The following is a 23,046-nucleotide window of genomic DNA, read 5'->3' as shown; positions in this document are numbered from 1 at the left end:
CGGGCGTCTTTCCGAACGCGAAGTGAATACGCGATAAAAACACCCCCGACCGGATATATGGAAGTCTATATTAGTCTATTCGGTCGCGCTCTCGGTGCGCGTCACCAGGTAGTCGGTAGAAGTCGCGTGAGAGCCGTTGCCGCGGGTGACGCGTACCACGGCGACACCCTGGCCGGAGGCGAGGCCCTTTACCGTTCGACACCTGCCGATCATATTTGTGCCCTCGAGCCGGGCGAGCAGGGCGGCGGCGCATTGGTTCATCCCGCCATAGATGGCCGGCCGCGTCTCAGCCCGGTGACAGGACTGCATGTCGGGGCTGCAAGAAAGCAGGATCAGCGCCACTACAGCTGTCGGCTCCATCGACGCGCTCCGTTGATGGGCGAAGAACGCCGATCCGGGCCTTTGGTTGCCGCATGGCCGTGCCGAAACTGGAAGCCTATTTCCACATGCCGCGCATGCGAGCGCCGAGATCGACCTTGACCGCAGGCCTGGCGCGCGGGTCGTTGGTCATCCGCGCGCTGGCCCAGGACGACTGCTCGAAGGCGGCAAGCATCGAGGCCGGGATGAAGCGGGTGCGCGAGGCGTAGACGTGGCGGTCGCCGCGCGCCGGCTGGTTATGCGGGTAGAACCGCTGCGGCACGACAAGGTGCAGGCTGTCCTTGGCCCGCGTCATCGCCACATAGAGAAGCCTGCGTTCCTCCTCGATGTCTTCCTTGGTGCCGACGCCGAGATCGGCCGGGATGCAGCCGTCGACCGTGTTGAGCAGGAAGACGTTCTTCCACTCCTGGCCCTTGGCCGAATGGATGGTCGACAGGATCAGGTAATCCTCGTCGCGGTGCGGCGGGCCGGCCTGGTCGCTGGTGGCGTCCGGCGGGTCGAGCGTCAACTCGGTCAGGAAACGTTCGCGCGAGGGATAGCCGGACGCGATCTGCTCCAGCTGCAGCAGGTCCGCGCGGCGCGTGATCGCATCCTCGTGAATGCGTTCAAGATGCGGCTCGTACCAGAGCCGGACCCGTTCGAGGTCGGCCGGCCATTTAGCGCCGGCCCTGAGACTGCTGTAGATACCGAGAAAGACCGGCCAATCTTCAGCCGCGCGCTGCGGCGGCCGGAAGCGGGCGAGGCCCATCGTCTCGTCCAGCGACGTCGCCATCGCCTCGATGATCTGCGAAGCGGCGGACGGACCGATGCCCGGCATCAACTGCAGCACGCGGAAGCCGGCGACGCGGTCGCGCGGGTTCTCGGCAAAGCGCAGCATCGCCAGCATGTCCTTGACGTGGGCGGCGTCGAGGAATTTCAGCCCGCCGAATTTCACGAAAGGGATATTGCGGCGCGTGAGCTCGACCTCCAGCGGCCCGCTGTGATGCGAGGCGCGGAAGAGCACGGCCTGCGCCTTCAGCGCCGTGCCGGCCTCGCGCTCGGCCAGGATCGCCTGGCAGACGTAATCGGCCTGCTCGGCCTCGTCGCGCACGCTGACCAGTTGCGGCTTGTGCGACGATCTGCGCTCGGTCCACAGGTTCTTGGTGAAGCGCTCGGTGGCTTCGCCGATCACCGCATTGGCGGCGGCAAGGATGGTCTCGGTCGAGCGGTAGTTGCGCTCCAGCATCACGACCGAGGCGCCTTGCGCGAACTGCTTTGGGAAATCCAGGATGTTGCGCACTTCGGCGGCACGGAAGGAATAGATCGACTGGGCGTCGTCGCCCACCACCGTCAGCCCGGCGCCATCCGGCTTCAATGCCAGGAGAATAGAGGCCTGCAGCCGGTTGGTGTCCTGGTATTCATCGACCAGCACGTGATCGAAGCGGGAGCCGAGATGCGCCGCGATCTCCGGCTCCGCCGCCATCTGCGCCCAGTAGAGCAAGAGGTCGTCGTAATCGAGCACGTTCTGCGCCTGCTTGGCCTCGACATAGGCCGCGAACAGGGCCTTCAGCTGGTCCGTCCAGCCGGCGCACCAGGGAAAGGCGGAGCCCAGCACCTCGCCGAGCGGCGCCTGCGCGTTGACGGCGCGCGAATAGATCTGCAGGCACGTGCCCTTGGTCGGGAAGCGGCTCTCGGTCTTGGAAAATCCGAGTTCGTGCCGGGCCAGATTCATCAGATCGGCCGAATCCTCGCGGTCGTGGATGGTGAAGGCGGGATCGAGCCCGATCTGCTCGGCATAGTCGCGCAGCAGCCTGGCGCCGATGCCGTGGAAGGTGCCGGCCCAGGAGAGCGCGTCGGCGATGATGGCGGCGTCGCGGCCAAGCACCTCGCCGGCGATGCGCTCGACGCGCTTGGCCATCTCGGCCGCGGCACGGCGTGAAAACGTCATCAGCAGGATGCGGCGCGGATCGGCGCCCTTGACGATCAGATGGGCGACGCGATGTGCCAGCGTATTGGTCTTGCCGGAGCCGGCGCCGGCGATCACCAGCAGCGGCGCCGCCACCTTGCCGTCGCCATGCACCACCGCCAGCCGCTGCTCGTCATTCAGCCGCGCGAGATAGGCGGGCGCCTCGAAGGACGAATCACGAGCGGCGATGTTCATCGCCCATCAAGCATCGTTTCCGCTTTGTTCGCAACGGGGATCTCCCTCCTTGAGGGGGAGATGTCGCCAAAGGCGACAGAGGGGGTCGCCGCGCGTGAAGCGCCGGCGCTGTCGTACTTCCGAGAAGGAGCGCCGCGCTCGACGCGAGACGACCCCCTCTGGCCTGTCGGCCATCTCCCCCTCAAGAGGGGAGAACAGCTGTGTCTACCGCTTCGGCTCCACTCCCATCGCCGCCGACTGGCGCCGCAGCGCGCGCCGCTCGTCGCCAGGCATCTCCAGCGGTGCGACGTCGCCGGGCACTTCCTCGATGATCCTCATCGTGACGCGGTAGGCGGTATAGGCGAATAGGCCGGTGAGCAACAGGCGGATCATGACCATCTCCTGATTTGGCTTCGAGCGGGCTCGGTGTTCAACCGGGCATGTGCCGGTTGGTTCCCCGTTCCACGCAACCAAACCGCCAGCGCTTCGTTTGCCCAGTGAAAAGGGGCGAACGAGAGGAGGTCGTCATGAAGAAGCTTCCTGTGCTGCTGGCCTTTGCGGCAGGGCTCGCGCTCGCCGCCTGCGACAACAGCGTGCAACCCACCAAGGCGCCGAGCGACACCGTCGACAAGAATCCTCAGGTCGACAAGAACCCGGTGCCGCAGTCGACCACCGGCGGCGATCAGCCCGGCACGCCACCGAAGCAGTGACGCCGCGCAATCGCCAGCCATAGTCGAATGAAAGTCGCCGGCAAGAGAAAGGCCGGCGCTGCTTGGGAGGAAGCTGGGAAGCGCCGGCCAAGCGGGAAAATCAGGCCCGCCGCACAAAACACCATAGCTGAGTCTTGCCGCCGGGTCAGCGGCGCGCCGCGGAAGACCTGTTGAAGGTGGTCAGAAATTCCAGCGATTGTGTGAAATCTACAACAAATGTCCTGAGCTGGTCCCAGGCATTGGTGCTGCCGGTTCATTGTAGAAGATCGAACACATAGCCTGGTATGCTGTGCGTTCTTGAATGTCTAAACTTGCACGGGTGCCTTACGCCATCGCTGCCCGTCTTACGGGCAGGTTCGTGATCTCGACGTCCAATTGGCGCTGCGTCAGCGCCGCTTCGGCCATGATCCACTGCTTGAACAAGCTCACCTTGCGGGCGCCAATCGCCTTGCCAGGGCAGACGAAATACCAGCCGGCGCTGTTGGGATGGTGCACCGCGAACGGCGCCACCAGCCGCTCGGCGCGGATGTCGCTTGCCATGTAGGCGCGGTTGGCGACCGCAAAGCCCATCCCGGCGTTGGCCGCTTCATAGGACATCATGCAGGAATCGAAATAGATGCTCTTCGCCTCGCCGAGCACGAAGCTCGCGCCGGCGAAGCGCAGCCACGACTGCCAGTTCTGGGTGCAGGTCTCGGAGTGGAGCAGGGTGAAGTGCCTCAAATCGTCGGGCGTCACCCTCGACAGCGGCTTGTTGCCCAGCACCTCGTGGAACAGCTTGCGGCTGCACACCGGGGTCAGGTCCTCCCGGAACAGAAGCTCGGAACTGAGGCCCGGGAAACTGCCGTCGCCATACCGGATCTCCAGATCGTATTCCGAGGTCGCGAATTCATGCGTGGCATAGGATGTCGAGACCCGCATCTCGATCTCGGGATACTGCCGCTGGAAGGCGGAGAGCCGTGGAAACAGCCAGCGCGCGGCAAAGGTCGGCAGCACGCAGATCTTCAGAACATGAGCCTGGGACTGGCCGGTGGCCTCCATATTGGCGGCCACGATGCGCTCTAGAGCCTCGCGTACCTGCGCCACATAGGCCTCGCCCTCCGGCGTCAGCGACACCGCATTGCCGCCGCGCTGGAAAATCTTGAAGCGGAGCTGGTCCTCCAGGCTCTTCACCCGCTGGCTGACTGCCGAAGCGGTGATGAACTGCTCTTCGCCTGCGCGCGTGAAGTTTTTATGCCGTGCGGCACTCTCCACGATTTTCAGTGAATTCAGGTTGACCTGACTGAGCAGACGCACCGGTTTGGACCTTAAGCTGGGCTTAGGCTAGCACCAGCATTCCTAAATTTACAGGGGTAGGGGAATTAATTGACTGTTTACCAAGTGTTGCCCCCAGCTTGGAGAAGTAGAATGAACGCCCATACAATCCCCGAACTGCGCTGCGCGATGAGCCGCGAGGCCATCATTGGCCATGAGACGGCTTGGAAAGTGTCGGGCTTCGGGGTCGCCCAGTATCGCCACGGCTACGACCCGGATCTGCTTACCGCGATCGAGGAGGCGGCGCGCAAGCTCAAGGACAAGCACGCGGTGCACAAGCATCTCGATCTTACCTTCATCACCGGCGCCGACCGTTACATCCCGGAGATCAAGGAGCTTCTCAACGACAAGCTGCGCCTGGAGCGGCTCTCGGACATGATGGGCACCAGGCTCGAACCCTATCCGCTGTCGATCGTCGGCTCGACCGTCACCTTCATGAGCCCCAGGGACGGCGCCGTCGATTGGCATTGCGATGGCGTTCCGGTGACGGAGCTCATTCCGCTGTCGATGACCGATCCGCTGATCGGCGGCCATCTCGAGATCTATTGCGACGACTCCGAGACCGGCCGTGCCCTCCTCGAAAGCGGTCGCGACCTGCCGCGCAACAAGATCATGCGCATCGACCACAAGATCAATTATGCCACGCTGGGCCAGTTCCTCGGCGTGCTGCACCGCGCCGCTCCCATCCAGCTCGGCGAACGCGTCACCCTGGTGCTCAACCAGCGCTCGGTGTCCAAGCCCTATGTCGACGACAACCGCATGTTCTACCTCGCCGCCGACAACGACCAGGACCGTGCCTGGGTGAACGAGCTGGCCGAGGATGTCTGGAACAACCAGCTTCCGGCCTATCGCCGCCATGCCGAAGAACACCCCATGCCACAACCGGTCGCCGAGACGGTCGCCGGCGGGGCAAGGGAAACATGGTAGCGAGTCCCGAGCCGGCCGGACGGCAGCCGTCGCTGAGCGCGCAGCCGGGCATGGCTCGAGGGCGAGAAATCCGCAGCGGCGCCGCCGCCCCGATGGCGGCGCTGGCCTTCGCTCTCGGCGCCGTGGCGCTGTGGGCCACCAACGCCCTTGTCGGCAAGACGCTGCTGGCCAGCCATCCGGTGTCGCTGGTGCAGTTCCTGCAGTTCTGCGGCGCCAGCCTGGTCTTTGTGATGATCAGGCTGGTGCGCACCTCTCCGTCTCCCCTTGCGGGGTCCGAAGGGCGGGGCGAGAGCCGTGGCTCGCCCCCGGGCAGTGGACCGGCGCGGCGCGCCGAGACGGATGAGGGATGGTGGCCGGAGCGCGGTCGCCACCAAGCTGGAGCACCCCTGATCCGTCATCTTCGGCGACACCTTCTCCCACGAGGGGGGAAGGGCAAGCCTGCGCGGAGCCTGGCCGCATACGCCGTCGGCTTCATCGGCCTCGTCGGCACCATGGTGCTGCAATACATCGCCTTCGCCTCGATGCCGGTCATCGAGGCCAATCTCGTCGCCTATACTTGGCCGCTGATGGTCGCCGCAGCCATCATCGTGCTCGGACGTCCCAGGCGGCCGATGCTGCTTGGTCTGACCGCGGCGGTCGGCTTCGTCGGCGTCGCGCTGGTGATTTCGGGCGGGCGCGCGCAGGCCTTGTTCGCGGGCAGCCTGGGCGGCTATCTCGCCGCCCTCGGTTCGGCGCTGTGCATGGCCTTCTATTCGATCACCGTCGGGCGTGTTGCCCTGCCGCCGGATCGCCTGCTGCTGCCCTCGGCGCTCATCGGCGTGGTGCTGACCTTTCTGTGGTGCCTTCATGACGGGATGGCCCGCCCGGCCGCTGCGGATCTCGCGCTTGGCCTCTATCTCGGCGCCGGGCCGATGGGGCTGGGCTATTATTTCTGGTCGCGCGCGGCGCGGCTCGCCCAGGGCGGCAGGCTTGCGATCGTCGCCTATCTGACGCCGATCGCGTCCACCTTGCTTTTGGCGCTGTCGGGCGAAAGCCTGTCGTTGACGGCCGTCGCTGGCGCCGTCCTGGTCATCGGCAGCTGCATCGCAGTCGGCATCGAAGGTTCGGAGACTGAGGATCATGCCAGGGACCATGTTAAAGATCATGCCGAAGATCATGCTTGACGAGGAGGAACGGCGCGCCAGACAGGAGGCGCATTGGCTGGTCAGGGAATTCGGCGTCGAAGCGCCGCTCTATGCCGCCATGAAAGCCGAAGGAGCGATCGAGCAAAGGGATTTCGGCCGCTGCGCGCGCTGGAAGCGCGTCCTTGAGATTCTGTCCGACAGCGAGCGGCCGGAATTCCGGCGCCAGGCCGCCACGACGAAATGAGCGTGTGGAGCGGTCTGCGATCTGCTCTGATTGCGCTGGGCTTTCGGCCGCACTCCCACAACGCCGGGCGGTCGGGGCTGGCCGCAAAAACTCCAGCTGCTCGAAATGGCGGTAACTGCCAAACTTCGAACCTATAAAGGATTATACATCAATCGAAGTGCTGAAAGCGCCATCTGGTCAGCCAACAGGGGCTTGGCGCGATGTAACGCACCGCTTTGGGCTATTAGAAATCCTAACTTGCGCGATAGCCACCTTCGGTGGAAACATTTAGCGGTATTGAGTCGTGTGCTTTACTGGCACAGGAGGGCCCGTTGGGGGGCTTGTCCGATTCGATACCTAAAGAAAAGTCTCCAAGAACAGCTGGCGACTTCAGAGCCAGCAGAGGGTGAAAAAATTGTCAAATCTCGACGACAAGACCGCAATCGAGCTGACCGCCGACATTGTGTCGGCTTATGTCGGCAACAATCCACTTCCGGCTTCCGGCCTGCCTGATCTGATTGCCAGCGTCAGCGCGTCGGTGCGCAAGCTCGCCGGCGCCGCCGCCGTCAAGGAAAGCGCGCCGCTGACGCCGGCCGTCAATCCGAAGCGTTCGGTCTTTCCTGACTACATCGTGTGCCTCGAGGATGGCAAGAAGTTCAAGTCGCTGAAGCGGCATCTGTCGACCGACCACGGCCTGACGCCGGACGAATACCGGGCCAAATGGGGCCTTGCGCCCGACTATCCGATGGTGGCGCCCAGCTACTCGGCCACCCGCTCGGCATTGGCCAAGTCCTCCGGCCTCGGCCGTAAGCCGGCCGATGCCGGCAAGGGCAAGCGCAAGGGCAAAGCCTAAGCATATCGACCCCACCTGGCTGGTGGGGTTGCCGGCTGCACTCCCCGGGTGACAAGCTCGCGCTTGCCGCCCAGCGTTGGTGTGTGGCCGGCCGTCCCCGTCGATCCCGGCAGCCTGGCGGGATGTCGGCCTCACCGGTGGCCGGTGAGGAGCGGTCTTGCCGGCGCGCTGGCTCTTGCGAAGCGCTGACGTCCAGTGCAAAAGCCCGGCCATGCTCATCATCAACGATCTCTCGCTGCGCATGGCGGGGCGCCTGCTTCTCGACCATGCCACGCTGACCTTGCCTGCCGGCACCAAGGCCGGTCTCGTCGGCCGCAACGGTACCGGCAAGACGACGCTGTTCAAGGCGATCACCGGCGATTTTCCGTCCGAAACCGGTTCGATCAGCCTGCCGAAGAACACCCGCATCGGCCAGGTGGCGCAGGAGGCGCCCGGCACCGAGGAGCCGCTGATCGAGATCGTGCTCAAGGCCGATGTCGAGCGCCAGGCGCTGATCGAAGAGGAAAAGACCGCCACCGATCCGCACCGCATCGCCGAGATCCATACGCGGCTCGCCGACATCGACGCGCACTCGGCCGAGTCCCGCGCCGCCACGATCCTTGCCGGGCTCGGTTTCGACGAGGCCGCGCAGAAGCGACCGGCCTCGTCCTTCTCGGGCGGCTGGCGCATGCGCGTGGCGCTCGCCGCCGTGCTCTTCTCCGAGCCCGATCTTCTGCTGCTCGACGAGCCGACCAACTATCTCGATCTCGAAGGCACGCTGTGGCTGGAGAACTACGTTTCCAAATATCCGCACACCGTGTTGCTGATTTCGCATGACCGCGATCTGCTCAACCGCGCCGTCAACTCGATCGTCCATCTCGACCAGAAGAAGCTCAGCTTCTGGCGCGGCGGCTATGACCAGTTCGAGCGCCAGCTGACCGAGCAGCGCGAGCTGCAGGAAAAGAGCCGCGCCAAGCAGGAGGCGCAGCGCAAGCACATGGAATCCTTCGTCGAGCGGTTTCGCGCCAAGGCCTCGAAGGCCAGGCAGGCGCAGTCGCGGCTGAAGGCGCTGGAAAAGCTGAAGCCGATCGCCGCGGTGGTGAACGACACCGTGCGGCCGTTCTCCTTCCCCGAGCCGGTGAAGACGGTGGCCTCGCCGATCGTGGCGCTCAACGGCGTCAATGTCGGCTATACCGAGGGCAAGCCGGTGCTGAAGAAGATGACGCTGCGCATCGATGCCGACGACCGCATCGCGTTGCTCGGTGCCAACGGCAACGGCAAGTCGACCTTCGCCAAGCTGCTCGCCGGGCGCCTCAAGGGCGAGACCGGCAGCATGACGATCGCGCCGGGCCTGAAGGTGGCGATCTTCGCTCAGCATCAGCTCGACGATTTGCGCCCCGAGGAGAGCGCCTATGAGCATGTGCGCCGGCTGATGCCGGATGCGCCGGAAGCCAAGGTGCGCGCCCGCGTCGCCCAGTTCGGGCTGTCGACCGAGAAGATGAACACCGCCGCGAAGGATCTGTCCGGCGGCGAGAAGGCGCGTCTGTTGATGGGGCTCTCCGCGTTCGAAGGTCCGAACCTCTTCATCCTCGACGAGCCGACCAACCATCTCGACATCGACAGCCGTGAATCGCTGATCCATGCGCTGAACGATTTTCCGGGCGCGGTGATCCTGATCTCGCACGACCTGCATCTGCTCGAGGCGACGGCCGACCGGCTGTGGCTGGTCAAGGACGGGGCGGTCAACCCTTATGACGGCGACCTCGAGGATTACAAGACGTTGGTCACCGGCGTTTCCTCCAATCGCCGCGAGCAGAAGGAAGCGGACAAGACATCCAAGGCCGACCGCCGCCGCGAGGCGGCCCAGCGCCGCGCTGCGCTGGAGCCGCTGGCCAAGGAAATCCGCGCCACCGAGGCGCTGATGGACCGCATCCGCAAACGCATCGACCTCATCGAGGACGAACTCGCCAATCCGGCCGTCTATGAGAAGGATCCCTCGACCGCCACGCGGCTGGCCAAGGAGCGCTCGCAACTGGCGCAAACGTTGGCGCAGAACGAGGACAAGTGGCTGACGATGTCGGCGGAGTATGAGGAAGGGATCGCGGAGTAGCGCGTGATCTTCCCCCTTGAGGGGGAGATGTCGCCAAAGGCGACAGAGGGGGTAGCCGCGCGTAGAGCGCCGACGCCTGGTGTGACGAAAGAGGACGTCGGCTCTTTACGCGAGACGACCCCCTCTGGCCTGCCGGCCATCTCCCCCACGAGGGGGGAGATTAGCCAGTCATCTGGCTCTACACGCCACCCGCAAAACCCGCTACAAACTCCCGCATGAACCAGCACGCCAAGCTCGGGATCGGCCATTCGGCCTGTCCGCATGACTGTCCGTCCACCTGCGCGCTCGAGGTCGAACTGCTCGACGACAAGCGCATAGGCCGCGTCCATGGCGCCAAGGCCAACAGCTACACGGCGGGCGTCGTCTGCGCCAAGGTCGCCCGCTATGCCGACCGCGTCCACCACCCGGACCGGCTCCTGAAGCCCTTGGTGCGCGCTGGAAGCAAAGGCGAGGGCGCCTGGAAGGAAGCGAGCTGGGAAGCGGCGCTCGACCTCGTCGCCGAGAAGTTCATCGCCGCCGAGGCGAAATACGGCTCGGAAACCGTCTGGCCCTACTATTACGCCGGCACGATGGGGCTGGTGCAGCGCGACGGCATCCAGCGGCTGCGGCATGCCAAGAAATATTCGGGCTTCTTCGGCTCGATCTGCACCAATCTCGCCTGGACCGGCTGGATGGTGGGAGCGGGCGCGCTGTGCGGCCCCGATCCGCGCGAGATGGCAAAGTCCGACTGCGTGGTGATCTGGGGCACCAATGCGGTGGTCACGCAGGTCAACGTCATGACCCATGCGACCAGGGCGCGGAAAGAGCGCGGCGCCAAGATCGTCGTCATCGACATCTATGAGAACGCCACCATGAAGCAGGCCGATCTCGGCCTGTTGCTCAGGCCCGGCACCGACGGCGCGCTCGCTTGCGCGGTCATGCACGTGCTGTTCCGCGACGGGCTGGCCGACCGCGCCTATCTCGAAAAATACACCGACGACCCGCGCGGGCTGGAAGCGCACCTCAAAGATCGTACGCCGCAATGGGCCGCCGCCGTCACCGGCTTGAGCGTCGCCGAGATCGAGGCCTTCGCCCATCTCGTCGGCACGACCAGGAAGACCTATTTCCGCCTCGGCTACGGTTTCTCGCGCCAGCGCAACGGCTCGATCAACATGCATGCCGCCGCATCCATCGCCGCCGTCACCGGCGCATGGCAATATGAGGGAGGCGGCGCCTTTCATTCCAATTCCGGCATCTTCAAGCTGAACCAGGATCTGCTCGAAGGCACCGCGATGCGCGACCCGAACGTGCGCTATCTCGACCATTCGCGCATCGGCCCGGTCCTGACCGGCGCCGAGGACGCGCTCTATGGCGGGCCGCCGGTGACGGCCCTGCTCATCCAGAACACCAATCCGGTCAACGTCGCGCCCGAGCAGCGGCTGGTGAAGCAAGGCTTCCTGCGCGAGGACCTGTTCACCTGCGTGCACGAGCAGTTCATGACCGACACGGCCAAGCTCGCCGATGTCGTGCTGCCGGCCACGATGTTTCTGGAGCATGACGACCTCTACAAGGGCGGCGGCAACCAGCACATCACGCTCGGCCCCAAGCTGATCGAGCCGCCGCAAGGACCGCGCACCAACCACTATGTCATCGAGGAACTCGCCGAACGGCTGGGCGTTTCCGACAGGCCGGGCTTCGGCCTGACCGAGCGTCAGCATATCGACATCATTCTCGGCAAGCGCGGGCTCGGCAGCTTCGATAGCCTGAGGGAAGAAAAGTGGATCGACCTGCAGCCTGAATTCGACGACGCGCATTTCATCAACGGCTTCGGCCATGCCGACAAGAAATTTCACTTCCGCCCCAACTGGACCGGACAGTCGTCGCCCAACCGGCCGCCGAAAAGCATGGGCCTGTTCGGGCCGGTCGATCTGCTGCCCCAGTTTCCCGACCATGTCGAGCTGATCGAAGTTGCGGACGAAGAGCATCCGTTCCGGCTGACGACGTCGCCGGCGCGCAATTTCCTCAACTCGACTTTTGCCGAGACGCCGGTGTCGAAGGCGAAGGAGGGCCGGCCGGAACTGCTGCTCCATCCCGAGGACGCCGCCGCGCTTGGCATCGCCGATGGCGACCGCGTCGAGATCGGCAACCGGCGCGGCGAGGTGGTGATTCACGCAAGGTTCTTCGACGGTGTGAAGCGCGGCGTGGTGGTGGCCGAAGGCATCTGGCCGAACAGCGCGCATGAGCGCGGCGAGGGCATCAACGTGCTGACCGGCGCCGACGCGCCGGCGCCTTACGGCGGCGCCGCCTTCCACGACAACAAGGTCTGGCTGCGGGCACTTTGACATAGATGATGGGAGCGCATTTGGTAGGTCGCACGGCTTGGAGATTAGCCGAAACATCCATCGCTTCGTCATCCACGGGCGAAGCAAGGAGCGAAGCGACGCGCGCAGACCCGAGGATCCATGCCGTCACGCTGAAGCGCCGCCCACGGTTCAGAATTCTGCTTCGCTTGTGCCCCGACCTAAGTCACGGCATGGATCCTCGGGTCTTCGCGACGCCGCTTCGCGGCTGCTCCGCCCGTGGATGACGAAGTCGGGGAGGTTTCGGCCAATTCCGAACCTGTGCGCTGATTCTTCGAGGTGTCCTTGCCGCAGCCATTGAAAATAGCCATTGCCGGCGCGCTCGGGCGCATGGGGCGGCAAATGGCAGAGGCCGTCGCAGCCGACCCTCGACTTGACCTGGTCGCTCGCTTCCACCGGCCGGGCAGCGCCGGCGAAGGGCTGGTCGAGCGCGATGAAGCGCTGTCGCTTGCAGATGTCGTCGTCGATTTCACCACGCCTGCGGTATCCGCCGAACTTGCGAGCGACTGCGCGGCGCGCGGCGGCCCGGCGCTGGTCATCGGCTCGACCGGCTTCAGCACCGCCGAGCTGGACACAATCGCCGGAGCTGCCAGGAAGGTCGCCATCGTGCGTTCGGGCAGCTATTCACTTGGCCTCAACATGCTGACCAGGCTTGTCGAGCAGGCGGCCCGGGCGCTGGCCGCTGACGACTGCGACATCGAGATTCTCGAGGCACATCACCGCTTCAAGGTCGACGCGCCGTCCGGCACGGCGCTGATGCTGGGTGAGGCGGCCGCGCAAGGGCGCGGCGTCGAGCTGAACGATGTGGCAAAGCGCGTTCGCGATGGCGTCGTCGGCCCACGCCCGCAGGGCGAGATCGGCTTTGCTGTGCTGCGCGCCGGCAGCATCGTCGGCGAGCACAGCATCAGCTTCCTCGGCGACGGCGAAGTGCTCACCCTTTCGCATTCGGCCGGCGACCGCTCGATGTTCGCGCGCGGCGCCATCGCCGCTGCCCTTTGGGTCGCCGGACGGTCACCCGGCGAATACGACATGCGCGATGTGCTGAGCCTCACGTCTTCGTGACGGGTGCGAGCCCGCCGGACCGTTCGTTCGTCACCAAAACGGCTGAAAGCCAGCTGAAAGCTTAGGCATGCCATGAGGGTGCTGCGGCAGGCGCCGCGCGTCCGGTTCGGGAGCGGCCGGCAAGGAGGAAATGCGGTGCAGCCCGGATGGCGCGCCGCCCGTTTGGAGGAAGTTACGTGACCGGTTTCATCTCGAAGTGCATTCTGCGTTCTGCGGCGCTGACGCTGGCAATCGTCGCCACGGGCGCGACGGCGGCCTCGGCGGCCGACAAGATCACCATCATCGTCGGCGGCATGGAAAAGCAGATCTACCTGCCGGCCGTGCTCACCCAGCAACTCGGCTATTTCAAGGATGAGGGGCTCGACGTCGAGCTGGTCAATTCCCGTGCCGGCGTCGAGGCCGAGAACGAATTGCTTGCCGGCGCCGTGCAAGGTGTCGTCGGCTTCTACGACCACACCGTCGACCTTCAGTCGAAGGGCAAATACATCCAGTCGATCGTGCAGTTCAGCCAGGCTCCGGGCGAGGTGGAACTGGTGTCGGCCAAGCACTCGGAGATCAAGTCGCCGGCCGACTTCAAGGGTGCCACGCTGGGCGTCACCGGCCTCGGCTCCTCGACCGATTTCCTCACTCAGTACCTGGCCGTCCGCAACGGCCTGAAGCCCGGCGACTACACGCTGCTGCCGGTCGGCGCCGGCAATACCTTCATCGCCGCCGTCAAGCAGGACCAGATCCAGGCCGGCATGACCACCGAGCCGACCATCGCCAAGCTGCTCAAGACCGGCGAGGCCAATATCCTTGTCGACATGCGCACTCCCGAGAAGACCAAGCAGGCGCTGGGCGGGGACTATCCGGCAGCGTCCTTCTATGTCCAGTCGGCCTGGCTCGACAGCCACAAGGAAGAGGCGCAGAAGCTCGCCAATGCCTTCGTCAAGACGATGAAATTCATCGCCAGCCATTCGGCCGAGGAGATCGCCGACAAGATGCCGAAGGACTATTACGCCGGCAACAAGGACCTCTATGTGCAAGGGCTGGCCGGTGGCAAGGCGATGTTCACGCCGGACGGCCGCATGCCCGCCGACGGCCCGGAGACGGTGCTGAAGGTGCTGTCGACTTTCTCCAAGAGCCTGCAGGGCAAGCAGATCGACCTGTCGAAGACCTATACGTCGGCCTTCGTCGACGCCGCCAAGTAGCATCGGTCGGCAAGCGCGGACCATTCCGTCCGCTCGTTGAAAAACAACAACTTGCGCTGCTTGCCTGAATCAATCCGGCAGCGGCGCGCCTTCCAGACATTGGCGCTTGGGAAACCGCGGCTGGCCGCGATCTTCCCGTGCGTCCTCGCGACAGGAGTGTGCCATGCAACCGCAAACCGTGGCGGTCCAGAAACTGTCCCAGGCCGCGCTACCGGCCGACGCCGCGATCGCCATCGATGACGTGACGCTGCGCTTCGTAACGCCGGACGGCCACATGATGACGGCGATCCGCGATTTCACCATGACCGTGGCGCGCGGCGAGTTCGCCTGCGTCGTCGGGCCGACCGGCTGCGGCAAGTCGACGACGCTCAATCTCGTCACCGGCCTGTTGCGGCCGACCACCGGCAATGTCCGCGTCATGGGCAATCCAGTCAGCGAGATCAGCCGCGACATCGGCTTCGTCTTCCAGGCGGACGCGCTGTTTCCGTGGCGCAGCGTCATCGACAACGTCGCCGCCGGCCCGCTCTATCGCGGCACGCCGAAGGCCGAGGCCTATGACCGGGCGCGCGACTGGATCGCCCGCGTCGGCCTTGCCCGCTTCGAGAAGCATTATCCGCATCAGCTCTCGGGCGGCATGCGCAAGCGCGTGGCGCTGGCGCAGACCTTCATCAACCAGCCCAAGATCCTCCTGATGGACGAGCCGTTCAGCGCGCTGGACATGCAGACCCGCACCGCCATGCAGGACGAGCTGCTCGGCCTGTGGTCGGAACAGAAATCCTCCGTCGTCTTCGTCACTCACGACCTCGAGGAAGCGGTGGCGCTGGCCGACAAGGTCTATGTGCTCACTGCCGGACCGGGCACGGTGAAGAGCGTCTACCACATCGACCTGCCGCGCCCGCGCGTCATGGCCGACATCCGCTACGATCCGAAATTCATCGAGATCGCCAAGGTGATTTGGAGTGACCTGCGCGAGGAAGTGCAGCTCGGCCAGAGCCGCGGCCTGCAAACCGGTCATTGAGAGGAGAAATCGTCATGACCGCCATCTCTGCCACCGACCAGGCCGCAATGCGCGCGACCTCGATCGTAGCCGCCGAAGCCCGGGCCAGGGCGCGCCTGCGCCGCCGCCATGCCCTGGTCATCGGGCTGCGCCTCGCAATCCTCGTAATCTTCCTCGGCCTTTGGGAATTCTGCGCCGACTACAACATCATCGATCCGTTCTTCTTCTCCAGCCCCTCGGGCATCTGGGAACAGATCTGGTCATGGGTCACCGAGGGCACCTCGCAGGGGCCGCTCTGGCTGCAGATCTATGTGACGCTGGAAGAAACCTTCCTCGGCTTCGTCATTGGCGCGCTCGGCGGCATCGCCGCCGGCATCATCCTCGGCCGCAACAAGCTCCTGGCGGACGTCTTCTCCATCTACATCAAGATCGCCAATTCCGTGCCGCGCGTCGTGCTCGGTTCGGTCTTCATCATCGCGCTCGGGCTCGGCATGGCCTCCAAGGTGGCGCTCGCCGTGGTGATGGTGTTCTTCGTCGTCTTCGCCAATGCTTTCCAGGGCGTGCGCGAAGCCGACAGGGCGATGATCGCCAACGCCCAGATCCTCGGCGCCTCGCCCTATCAGATCACCACCACGGTCATCATCCCCTCGGCGATGAGCTGGATCCTCGCCAGCCTTCACGTCAGCTTCGGCTTCGCGCTGGTCGGCGCCGTGGTCGGCGAATTCCTTGGCGCCAAGCAGGGCATGGGCCTGCTGATCTCGACCGCGCAGGGCGCCTTCAACGCCAATGGCGTCTTTGCCGCCATGATCATCCTGGCGGTGATGGCGCTGGTGGTGGAGTTCATCATCACCCGCTTCGAGAACTACGTCGTCAAGTGGCGCCCGGCACCGTTCAACGAGCAGGGGACTTGACAGCGCCGCCCGGCGTCTCGTCCGGCGCTGCCAGCGGCAGCCGCACCTCGACCTTCAGCCCTCCGGCGGCGGCATCGCCAAGCGCGACGCTGCCGCCGGCATGCTCGACCACCTCGCGCACGATTGCCAGGCCGAGCCCGCTGCCTTCCTCGCTTGATCCGGCGACGCGGTAGAAGCGCTCGAAGACGTGCTCCCGTTCCTCAGCCGGAATGCCGGGGCCGGTGTCGGTAACCGTCAGCAGACCCTCGCGGTCGCTGACGGCCAGCTTGACGGTCACGCTGCCGCCGGCCGGTGTGTAGCGCAGCGCGTTGTCGACGAGATTGACGATCATCTCGCGCAGCATCGTGCCGTCGCCGATCACCGCAACAGGCCCGGTTTCCTCGAGGCCGAGATCGATGTTGCGGGTGATTGCTGTCGGCGCCTGCGTTTCCAGCACCTGCCGCGCGGCTTCGGTGAGGTCGATGCGGTCGGCTCGCGGGCGCCGGCTGCCGGGCTCCGCCCGCGACAGGGTGAGCAACTGCTCGGCAAGCCGCGCCAGCCGGCCGGAGCTTGCCTGCAGGGCCACCAGCGCCTCCTGGCGCCGGTCGGCGGCGGTCTCGCGCAGCGCGTAGCTCGTCTGCGTCGACAGCAACGCCAGCGGCGTGCGCAACTGGTGCGCGGCATTGGCGATGAAGCGGCGCTGCGCCGCCATTTGCGCCCGCACGCGCTCCATATAAGCATTGAGCGCCTCGATCAGCGGCCTGATCTCGCTTTGCGCACCACGCACTTCGACCGGGTCGAGATCGCTGCGGTTGGGTGAGCGCACCGCGTCGCGCAGCCGGATCAGCGGCGCCAGCCCGCGGCGCAGGCCGAGCAGCACGAAGACGCCGGCGATCGCCACCAGGGCCAGCTGCTGCGCGAAGGCGCTGAGCCACAGCCGCTTCGCCATCGCATCATGACCGGCAAGCGTGACGCCCACGGTGACCCTGATCGGCGAATCCGGTCCGGCGCCGATCACGGCATGGCTGAAAGTTGCGAGGCGCAACAGTTGATCGCGGTAGGGCGCCTCGATGCTCGCATCACCCGATGCCGTGGGCAGGTCGGGGTAACCCGTGAGCAGCCGCCCGCCCGCGGTCTCGACGCGGTAGTAAACGCTGTCGCGGTCGCCGGTGTCGAACATCTCGATCGCGGCCGGCGGCACGGTCGCGTCGAGCACGCCCTCGGCCATCGTCACCTGCTCGGCGATCGCGCGCGCCGACCCGACCAGCATCCGGTCGGTGACCAGGTCGGCTGTCGCCAGCGCGTTGCGCTGGCTGGTCCACAAATTGACGGTCGCCAGTGCGGCCAGAGGCAGCACCACCCAGGCCAGCAATTGCAGGCGCAGGCTGCTAATCCTCATCGCGCCTGATCTTCATGGCGCAGCAGATAGCCGAGGCCACGCAGGGTGGCGATCTGGACGCGCGATCCTTCCAGCTTCTTGCGCAGGCGATGAACGTAGATCTCGATGGCGCTGGGGTCCGCATCGGTGTCGAAATCGTAGACCGCCGCCGACAGCGCCGCCTTGCTCACAGTGCGCCCGGCCTTGACCACCAGCTGCTCCAGCACCGCGTGCTCGCGCGGCGTGAGCGCCAGTGTCTCGCCGGCCAGCGAGAACAGCCTTGTGTTGGTGTCGAAGACGAGATCGCCGCAGGAAATCACGGGCGCGGTCCGGTCGTTGGAGCGCCGCAATTGCACGCGGATGCGCGCTTCCAGCTCCTCGATCTGGAACGGCTTTGCCAGGTAATCGTCGGCGCCTTCGTTGAGGCCCTTGACCCGCCCGTCGAGGCTGGCATTGGCGGTGAGAACGATCACCGGCACCGGGTTGCCGCGCGCTCGCAACCGCTTCAGTACCTCCATCCCGCCCAGGCGCGGCAGCGCGAGGTCGAGGATGATCAGCGCATGGTCGCCGGCCGCCAGCGCATGCTCGACGTCCTCGCCGTCATGCACGACGTCGACGACATAGCTCGCCTGGCGCAGCGTCTTGCTCAGCCAATCGGCCAGTTCGCGATTGTCTTCGACAAGCAAGAGCCGCATGGTCCATCGCTTTTCAGCAGTGCATCCATCCGCGTCGCCAAGCCTTTCGCGCACGCGGCCGGCGGTCCCAACGGACGTTGAAGACAATCGATAGTCTCGATCCGTCGGCAAGGCAAACACCACCGGGATGAAGGCCGCAGGCGCCGTTACGCCGACCAACCGGTGCGCGGCGCGATAAGACCGAACCGTTCGGTTCAATTTATGTTGACGCATCGTGCAGGCCCGGTGAACGTCCGCCGGGTCGATGGAAGCTCGCGCTCAAGCATCGTTTCGGTAAGCGATTGATATAAAAAGAAAACAATGTGGCAATGGTACTTTTGGCGAATATTTCAAGATCGAACCGATGGGTTCGATTTGCACGTTTTCGTGATTGGAAACAGCAGCAGGGCAGACCCATTTCGGTTTTGTCCAAGCGACGCGATTTCCTCCCAAGGCACGCCACTGGACGGACAGAACTTTGAAAATTTGGAGTACCTGAAATGAACAAGATTGCTCTTACCGCTGCGGCCCTTCTCGTGGCCACGGGCAGCGCCTTCGCCGGTTCCGACCACTATGGCTCAGACAATGTCAACCAGCCGGCCGTGACTCAGTCCGCCCGGGCTGGTGACAACATCGACCGCGGCATCACCGGATCGATCCGCAAGTTTGAGCAGCGCGATCTCAAGATCTCGCCCGATCAGAACCAGCCGCAGTCCGGCCGGGGCATCTGGGGCCGTTAAGCCGGCCTCAGACCCGAACCAACCCTCGAACAATCAAGCATCAATCCCAAAATCTGGAGCAACTGAAATGACCAAGATCGCTCTTACCGCCGCCGCCCTGCTGGTTGCCACCGGTGCCGCCTTTGCCAACTCCGACCACTACGGTTCGGCCAACGCCAATCCGCCGGCCGCTTCGGTCGACAGCACGATCACCGCTTCGACCAGATCGGACGCCAATGTCCAGAAGCCGGTGACCCAGGGCGCCGATCGCGACCTGTTCGGCAATCATTGAAAGGTTCGGTCTTCGATAGACCTCAAAGCGGCGGGCTGGTCCCGCCGCTCTGTTTTTGTGGGCAGCAGCCCGGCTGATGCGCGATGCCGATCAATCGGTCATCACGAGGCGGCGATGGCCGTAACGAGGCAACCGGCGGCGGCGAAAGGGGATCAAGGGAGACGGCGATGAGGCACTGATCTCCCCCACGAGGTCCCACGAGGGGGAGATTGGCAGCTTCGTCGGCTACCCCAGATCCTTCGGCCTGATGCAATGCGTTAGCCGGGCAGCGCCGAAATCGAGCTTCGCCCAATTCCCCTTCACCGTGAACCGCGCCAGCGCCGCAGTCGGAAACTTTGCTTCGATCTTTTTAACCACATCCGCGTCCGACCCCGCGCCGGCCAGCCGCCTCACGAGTTCCTGCAGGCCAGGATTGTGGCCGATCACGATCAGGCTTGTCGCCTTGGCCTGCCGTACGCGTGCCAGTACGGCGGCCGCCTCAGCCTCGTAAAGCTCCTCATCGAACTCCGCCGGCACGGGCTTCGGCAATTCAGCCGCGACCAGCCGCCAGGTGTCACGCGTGCGCAGGGCCGGCGACACCAGCGCAAGCTCCGGCAGCCAGCCGCGCCGCGCCATCTCGCGCCCCATCAGCGGCGCTGTCTTCAATCCGCGTGGCCCGAGTGGCCGGTCGAAATCGTCGAGCTTGGGATCGTCCCAACTCGACTTGGCGTGGCGCAGCACCAGGAGTTGTTTCATGGGCATTGATCAGAACCCCGATTGCTGTCCAATCGGGCACGGGCTTTGCACTTGATATCTTCAATGTCCAAAACAGCGAACGGACCACTGGCCAGCCCTTCCGTCCACAAGGTGATCGGCCGCCTTCCGAATCCGGCCAATTCATGGTCCCAGATCGTCGTCCATTCTGTCATCGGCAGCCGCCGCCAAGTGTATCTTAGGGCAACAACAGGCATGATCATAATTGGTCTGCAAGGGTCGGCCCGTCGATCGGAGAGACCGGCCTGCGCGCCTACGGCGTGATCCGCGCCAGCTGTTCGAGATCGGTCTCCTCGCGCAGCGGATCCGGCGCCATCACTACCGATGTGGCGTTGTCGGCGTCGTCGGCGAAATGGGCGAGCACGGTGTGGCCCTTTTCCATGCGCGCCTTGCCCTCGGCGACCAGCCCCAGCGCCAGCGGATAGATCCGATGCTCGGCTTTCAGCACGCGGGCGGCGAGCGTGTCCTCATTGTCGCCGACCATCACCGGGACGGCGGCCTGGGCGATGACCGGGCCGTCATCCGTTTCCGGCGTGACGAAATGCACCGAGCAGCCATGGATGCGCACGCCTGCGCGAAGCGCCCGCGCATGCGTGTCCAGCCCCTTGAAGGCGGGCAGCAGGGCAGGGTGGATGTTGAGCATGCGGCCTTGCCATTTCTCGACGAAGCCGCGCGACAGGATGCGCATATAGCCGGCCAGCGCCACGATCTCGGCGCCGAAGCCGGTGAGCGCGGCATCGATCGCCGCATCATGCGCGTCCTTGCTCGCATGGTCGGAGCGCTGGATGACCTTGGTCGGTATGCCGCGCGCCTGCGCGACGCCGAGGCCGGCCGCATTCGCGCGGTCCGAGATGACGCCGACGATCTCGGCGGGATAGGAGGGATCGCTCGCCGCCGCAATCAGCGCCGTCATGTTGGAACCGCGCCCCGAGATCAGGACGACCGTGCGCTTCCTGCTCATAGGGCGATCGAGCCCCGATAGATCACGCCGGCGTCGCGCCGCGGTACGATGCGGCCGATCGGCGTCACCGTCTCGCCGGCCTCCTGCAGCACCGCCGCCACCTGCGCCGCCTGGCCGGAGGCGACGGCGAGGATCATGCCGATGCCGCAGTTGAAGGTGCGCATCATCTCTTCCGGCGCAACGCCGCCGGTCTTGGCCAGCCACGAGAACACCGGCGGCACCTCGATCGCCTCGAGGTCGAGCTCGGCGGAGAAATCCTTCGGCAAAACGCGCGGAATGTTTTCGGGAAAACCGCCCCCGGTGATGTGGGCGAGCGCCTTGATGCCATGCGTGTTGCGGATGGCCTTCAGGATCGACTTCACGTAGATGCGCGTCGGCTCGAGCAGCGCCTCGGCGAGACTGGCTTCATCATTGAACGGCGCCGGGTCGCTCCAGCCGAGGCCGCTTGCGGCCACGATGCGGCGCACCAGCGAAAAGCCGTTGGAGTGCAGGCCCGAGGAGGCGAGGCCAAGCAGCACGTCGCCTTCGACAATGTCGTCGGTGGGCAGCAACTGGCCGCGCTCCGCGGCGCCGACGGCAAAGCCGGCGAGGTCGTAGTCGTTGTCGCGATACATGCCGGGCATCTCGGCCGTCTCGCCGCCGATCAGCGCGCAGCCGGCCTGCCGGCAGCCTTCGGCAATGCCGCCGACGATCGCCGCACCCTGGTCGGGGTCGAGCTTGCCGGTGGCGAAATAGTCGAGGAAGAACAGCGGCTCCGCGCCTTGCACGACGATGTCGTTCACGCACATGGCGACCAGGTCGATGCCGATCGTGTCGTGTTTTCCCGCATCGATGGCGATCTTGAGCTTCGTGCCGACGCCGTCATTGGCCGCGACCAGCACCGGATCGGTGAAGCCGGCCGCCTTGAGGTCGAACAGCCCGCCGAAGCCGCCGATCTCGCCGTCGGCGCCCGGCCGCCGCGTCGCGCGCACCAGCGGCTTGATCTTCTCGACCATCAAATTGCCGGCGTCGATATCGACGCCCGCCTCGGCATAGGTGAGCCCGTTCTTGCGCGTGGCCGGATCGCCCTTGCTCATATCTGGCTCGTCCCTGTTTCCATTGCGGGCTCTTCGCATGAATGGTTTCGGGGAGCAAGGATGACGCGCTGGTAGGGGAGTTTTGCCCCCGATAAAAGCGGATATGTCGGCGGGACAGCACCCCCCTCTGGCCTGCCGGCCATCTCCCCCTCAAGGGGGGAGATCAGATGTCGCGGTCGCTTTCGCCAACCGCCATGGTTGGAACAAGAACACCGGCGTCGATACAGTCAATCTCCCCCCTTGAGGGGGAGATGCCCGGCAGGGCAGAGGGGGGCGCCTCGCGCGGACCTGCGTCGCCCCCTCCCTTGCGCCAACCTCCCATCTCCCTCATCTATTTCAGAACAAGCCATGACGGGACCTCGCGTGACCATACCCAACATGATCACGATCATGCGGCTGCTGCTGGTGCCCGCCGTGGTGTTGGCCATGCTGCAGGCGCGCTGGGACTGGGCCTTCGCCGGCTTCCTCGTCGCCGGCGTTTCCGACGGGATCGACGGCTTCATCGCCCGCCGCTACAGGCAATCCTCGCAACTCGGCGCCTATCTCGACCCGATGGCCGACAAGCTGCTGCTGGTCTCGGTCTTCGTGGTCATGGGCTTTGCCGGCGAGTTGCCGCTGTGGCTGGTGGTGATCATGGTCTCGCGCGACGCGCTGATCATCGGCGCCGTGCTGTTGTCCAGCATCATGAGCCACCCCGTCGAGATGAAGCCGCTATATGTGTCGAAGGCCAACACCGCCGTGCAGATCGTGCTGGCGGCATTGGTGCTTGGGGAACTTGCCTTTTCGCTGCGCCTCGACCCGCTCCGGCCGGTGCTGATATTGCTGTCCGGGGTCTTGACCGTGGCTTCGGCCGCGGCCTATCTCGTGGCCTGGCTAAGGCATATGAGCGGCTATGGCGAAGGCTCCCAGTCGAGCGACCCCAAGACCAACGCCCCCAAGACGGGCAAATCCGATACGGACACCTGACGGTGAAGCCGCGGC

General features: G+C 65.1%; 23 protein-coding genes. 14 read left to right on the top strand and 9 right to left on the bottom strand.

Going from position 1 to position 23,046, the window contains the following annotated elements; translation table 11 throughout:
- Positions 1-75 precede the first annotated feature (75 nt).
- The 3 genes from EJ074_RS07215 to EJ074_RS29640 all read right to left on the bottom strand — a co-directional run bounded on the left by EJ074_RS07215 (position 76) and on the right by EJ074_RS29640 (position 2,890).
- Positions 76-360, bottom strand: a complete 285-nt coding sequence (locus tag EJ074_RS07215) for a hypothetical protein (RefSeq protein WP_095808736.1) — start codon at positions 358-360, stop codon at positions 76-78.
- Between the two features lie 76 nt (positions 361-436).
- Positions 437-2,518, bottom strand: a complete 2,082-nt coding sequence (locus EJ074_RS07210) for an ATP-dependent helicase (protein ID WP_095808737.1) — start codon at positions 2,516-2,518, stop codon at positions 437-439.
- 204 nt (positions 2,519-2,722) lie between these two features.
- Complete coding sequence (locus tag EJ074_RS29640; RefSeq protein WP_095808813.1) at positions 2,723-2,890, bottom strand: hypothetical protein; 168 nt, start codon at positions 2,888-2,890, stop codon at positions 2,723-2,725.
- Between the two features lie 134 nt (positions 2,891-3,024).
- On the opposite strand from EJ074_RS29640, the gene EJ074_RS07205 reads away from it, so the two are divergent.
- Positions 3,025-3,207, top strand: a complete 183-nt coding sequence (locus EJ074_RS07205; protein ID WP_095808738.1) for a hypothetical protein — start codon at positions 3,025-3,027, stop codon at positions 3,205-3,207.
- Between the two features lie 324 nt (positions 3,208-3,531).
- On the opposite strand, the gene EJ074_RS07200 is transcribed toward EJ074_RS07205, so the two are convergent.
- A complete protein-coding gene (locus EJ074_RS07200) occupies positions 3,532-4,500 on the bottom strand; it encodes a LysR substrate-binding domain-containing protein (RefSeq protein ID WP_129552863.1) in 969 nt (322 codons plus the stop codon).
- Between the two features lie 111 nt (positions 4,501-4,611).
- On the opposite strand from EJ074_RS07200, the gene EJ074_RS29635 reads away from it, so the two are divergent.
- The 10 genes from EJ074_RS29635 to EJ074_RS07140 all read left to right on the top strand — a co-directional run bounded on the left by EJ074_RS29635 (position 4,612) and on the right by EJ074_RS07140 (position 16,233).
- The gene (locus EJ074_RS29635; protein ID WP_165349877.1) at positions 4,612-5,445 is read left to right on the top strand and encodes a hypothetical protein; all 834 of its coding nucleotides are present in this window, start codon (positions 4,612-4,614) and stop codon (positions 5,443-5,445) included.
- A 92-nt stretch (positions 5,446-5,537) separates the two neighbouring features.
- Positions 5,538-6,608 carry a DMT family transporter gene (locus EJ074_RS07180; RefSeq protein WP_245420606.1) on the top strand — a complete coding sequence of 357 codons (1,071 nt, stop codon included), beginning with the start codon at positions 5,538-5,540 and terminating at the stop codon, positions 6,606-6,608.
- Entirely contained in the window at positions 6,601-6,813 is a 213-nt protein-coding gene (locus EJ074_RS07175; protein ID WP_095808815.1) for a hypothetical protein, read from the top strand. The genes EJ074_RS07180 and EJ074_RS07175 overlap by 8 nt, the downstream gene beginning before the upstream one ends.
- 394 nt (positions 6,814-7,207) lie before the next feature.
- Positions 7,208-7,645, top strand: coding sequence for a MucR family transcriptional regulator (locus EJ074_RS07170; protein ID WP_095808740.1), 438 nt, complete (start codon positions 7,208-7,210; stop codon positions 7,643-7,645).
- 211 nt (positions 7,646-7,856) lie between these two features.
- The gene (locus EJ074_RS07165; RefSeq protein ID WP_095808741.1) at positions 7,857-9,734 is read left to right on the top strand and encodes an ABC-F family ATP-binding cassette domain-containing protein; all 1,878 of its coding nucleotides are present in this window, start codon (positions 7,857-7,859) and stop codon (positions 9,732-9,734) included.
- Between the two features lie 215 nt (positions 9,735-9,949).
- Entirely contained in the window at positions 9,950-12,055 is a 2,106-nt protein-coding gene (locus EJ074_RS07160) for a molybdopterin oxidoreductase family protein (protein WP_095808742.1), read from the top strand.
- 303 nt (positions 12,056-12,358) lie between these two features.
- Positions 12,359-13,135, top strand: coding sequence for a 4-hydroxy-tetrahydrodipicolinate reductase (gene dapB, locus EJ074_RS07155; RefSeq protein ID WP_095808816.1), 777 nt, complete (start codon positions 12,359-12,361; stop codon positions 13,133-13,135).
- 203 nt (positions 13,136-13,338) lie between these two features.
- A complete protein-coding gene (locus tag EJ074_RS07150) occupies positions 13,339-14,325 on the top strand; it encodes an ABC transporter substrate-binding protein (RefSeq protein ID WP_245454860.1) in 987 nt (328 codons plus the stop codon).
- 163 nt (positions 14,326-14,488) lie between these two features.
- Positions 14,489-15,343, top strand: coding sequence for an ABC transporter ATP-binding protein (locus EJ074_RS07145; protein ID WP_095808744.1), 855 nt, complete (start codon positions 14,489-14,491; stop codon positions 15,341-15,343).
- 14 nt (positions 15,344-15,357) lie between these two features.
- Positions 15,358-16,233 carry an ABC transporter permease gene (locus EJ074_RS07140; protein ID WP_095808745.1) on the top strand — a complete coding sequence of 292 codons (876 nt, stop codon included), beginning with the start codon at positions 15,358-15,360 and terminating at the stop codon, positions 16,231-16,233.
- Here the strand turns inward: EJ074_RS07140 and EJ074_RS07135 are convergent.
- Positions 16,214-17,611 carry a sensor histidine kinase gene (locus EJ074_RS07135; protein WP_095808746.1) on the bottom strand — a complete coding sequence of 466 codons (1,398 nt, stop codon included), beginning with the start codon at positions 17,609-17,611 and terminating at the stop codon, positions 16,214-16,216. The genes EJ074_RS07140 and EJ074_RS07135 overlap by 20 nt on opposite strands.
- On the bottom strand, positions 17,608-18,285 hold the full coding sequence (locus tag EJ074_RS07130; RefSeq protein ID WP_095808817.1) for a response regulator: 678 nt from the start codon (positions 18,283-18,285) through the stop codon (positions 17,608-17,610). The genes EJ074_RS07135 and EJ074_RS07130 overlap by 4 nt, the downstream gene beginning before the upstream one ends.
- Positions 18,286-18,764: 479 nt before the next feature.
- Between EJ074_RS07130 and EJ074_RS07125 the strand changes: the two genes are divergently transcribed.
- Together EJ074_RS07125 and EJ074_RS07120 are read left to right on the top strand one after the other, a co-directional pair.
- On the top strand, positions 18,765-19,004 hold the full coding sequence (locus EJ074_RS07125) for a DUF680 domain-containing protein (RefSeq protein WP_095808747.1): 240 nt from the start codon (positions 18,765-18,767) through the stop codon (positions 19,002-19,004).
- 67 nt (positions 19,005-19,071) lie between these two features.
- Positions 19,072-19,275: a DUF680 domain-containing protein gene (locus tag EJ074_RS07120; RefSeq protein ID WP_095808748.1), complete on the top strand. Its 204-nt coding sequence runs from the start codon at positions 19,072-19,074 to the stop codon at positions 19,273-19,275.
- 225 nt (positions 19,276-19,500) lie between these two features.
- Here EJ074_RS07120 and EJ074_RS07115 read toward each other — a convergent pair whose 3' ends face one another.
- The 3 genes from EJ074_RS07115 to purM form a co-directional block, all read right to left on the bottom strand.
- Positions 19,501-20,010 (bottom strand): histidine phosphatase family protein, encoded by a 510-nt coding sequence (locus EJ074_RS07115; RefSeq protein WP_095808749.1) that lies wholly within the window; start codon positions 20,008-20,010, stop codon positions 19,501-19,503.
- 271 nt (positions 20,011-20,281) lie between these two features.
- Entirely contained in the window at positions 20,282-20,989 is a 708-nt protein-coding gene (gene purN, locus EJ074_RS07110; protein ID WP_095808750.1) for a phosphoribosylglycinamide formyltransferase, read from the bottom strand.
- Complete coding sequence (gene purM / locus EJ074_RS07105; protein WP_095808751.1) at positions 20,986-22,065, bottom strand: phosphoribosylformylglycinamidine cyclo-ligase; 1,080 nt, start codon at positions 22,063-22,065, stop codon at positions 20,986-20,988. Before purM ends, purN begins: the two co-directional genes overlap by 4 nt.
- 363 nt (positions 22,066-22,428) lie before the next feature.
- Between purM and EJ074_RS07095 the strand changes: the two genes are divergently transcribed.
- Positions 22,429-23,031: a CDP-alcohol phosphatidyltransferase family protein gene (locus tag EJ074_RS07095; protein ID WP_095808752.1), complete on the top strand. Its 603-nt coding sequence runs from the start codon at positions 22,429-22,431 to the stop codon at positions 23,029-23,031.
- Positions 23,032-23,046 lie beyond the last annotated feature (15 nt).

The sequence above is a fragment of the Mesorhizobium sp. M3A.F.Ca.ET.080.04.2.1 genome (assembly GCF_003952525.1).
Taxonomy (GTDB): Bacteria; Pseudomonadota; Alphaproteobacteria; order Rhizobiales; family Rhizobiaceae; genus Mesorhizobium.
The sequence above is the reverse complement of the archived record's forward strand: the minus strand, read 5'-3'. Positions and strand labels throughout refer to the sequence as shown.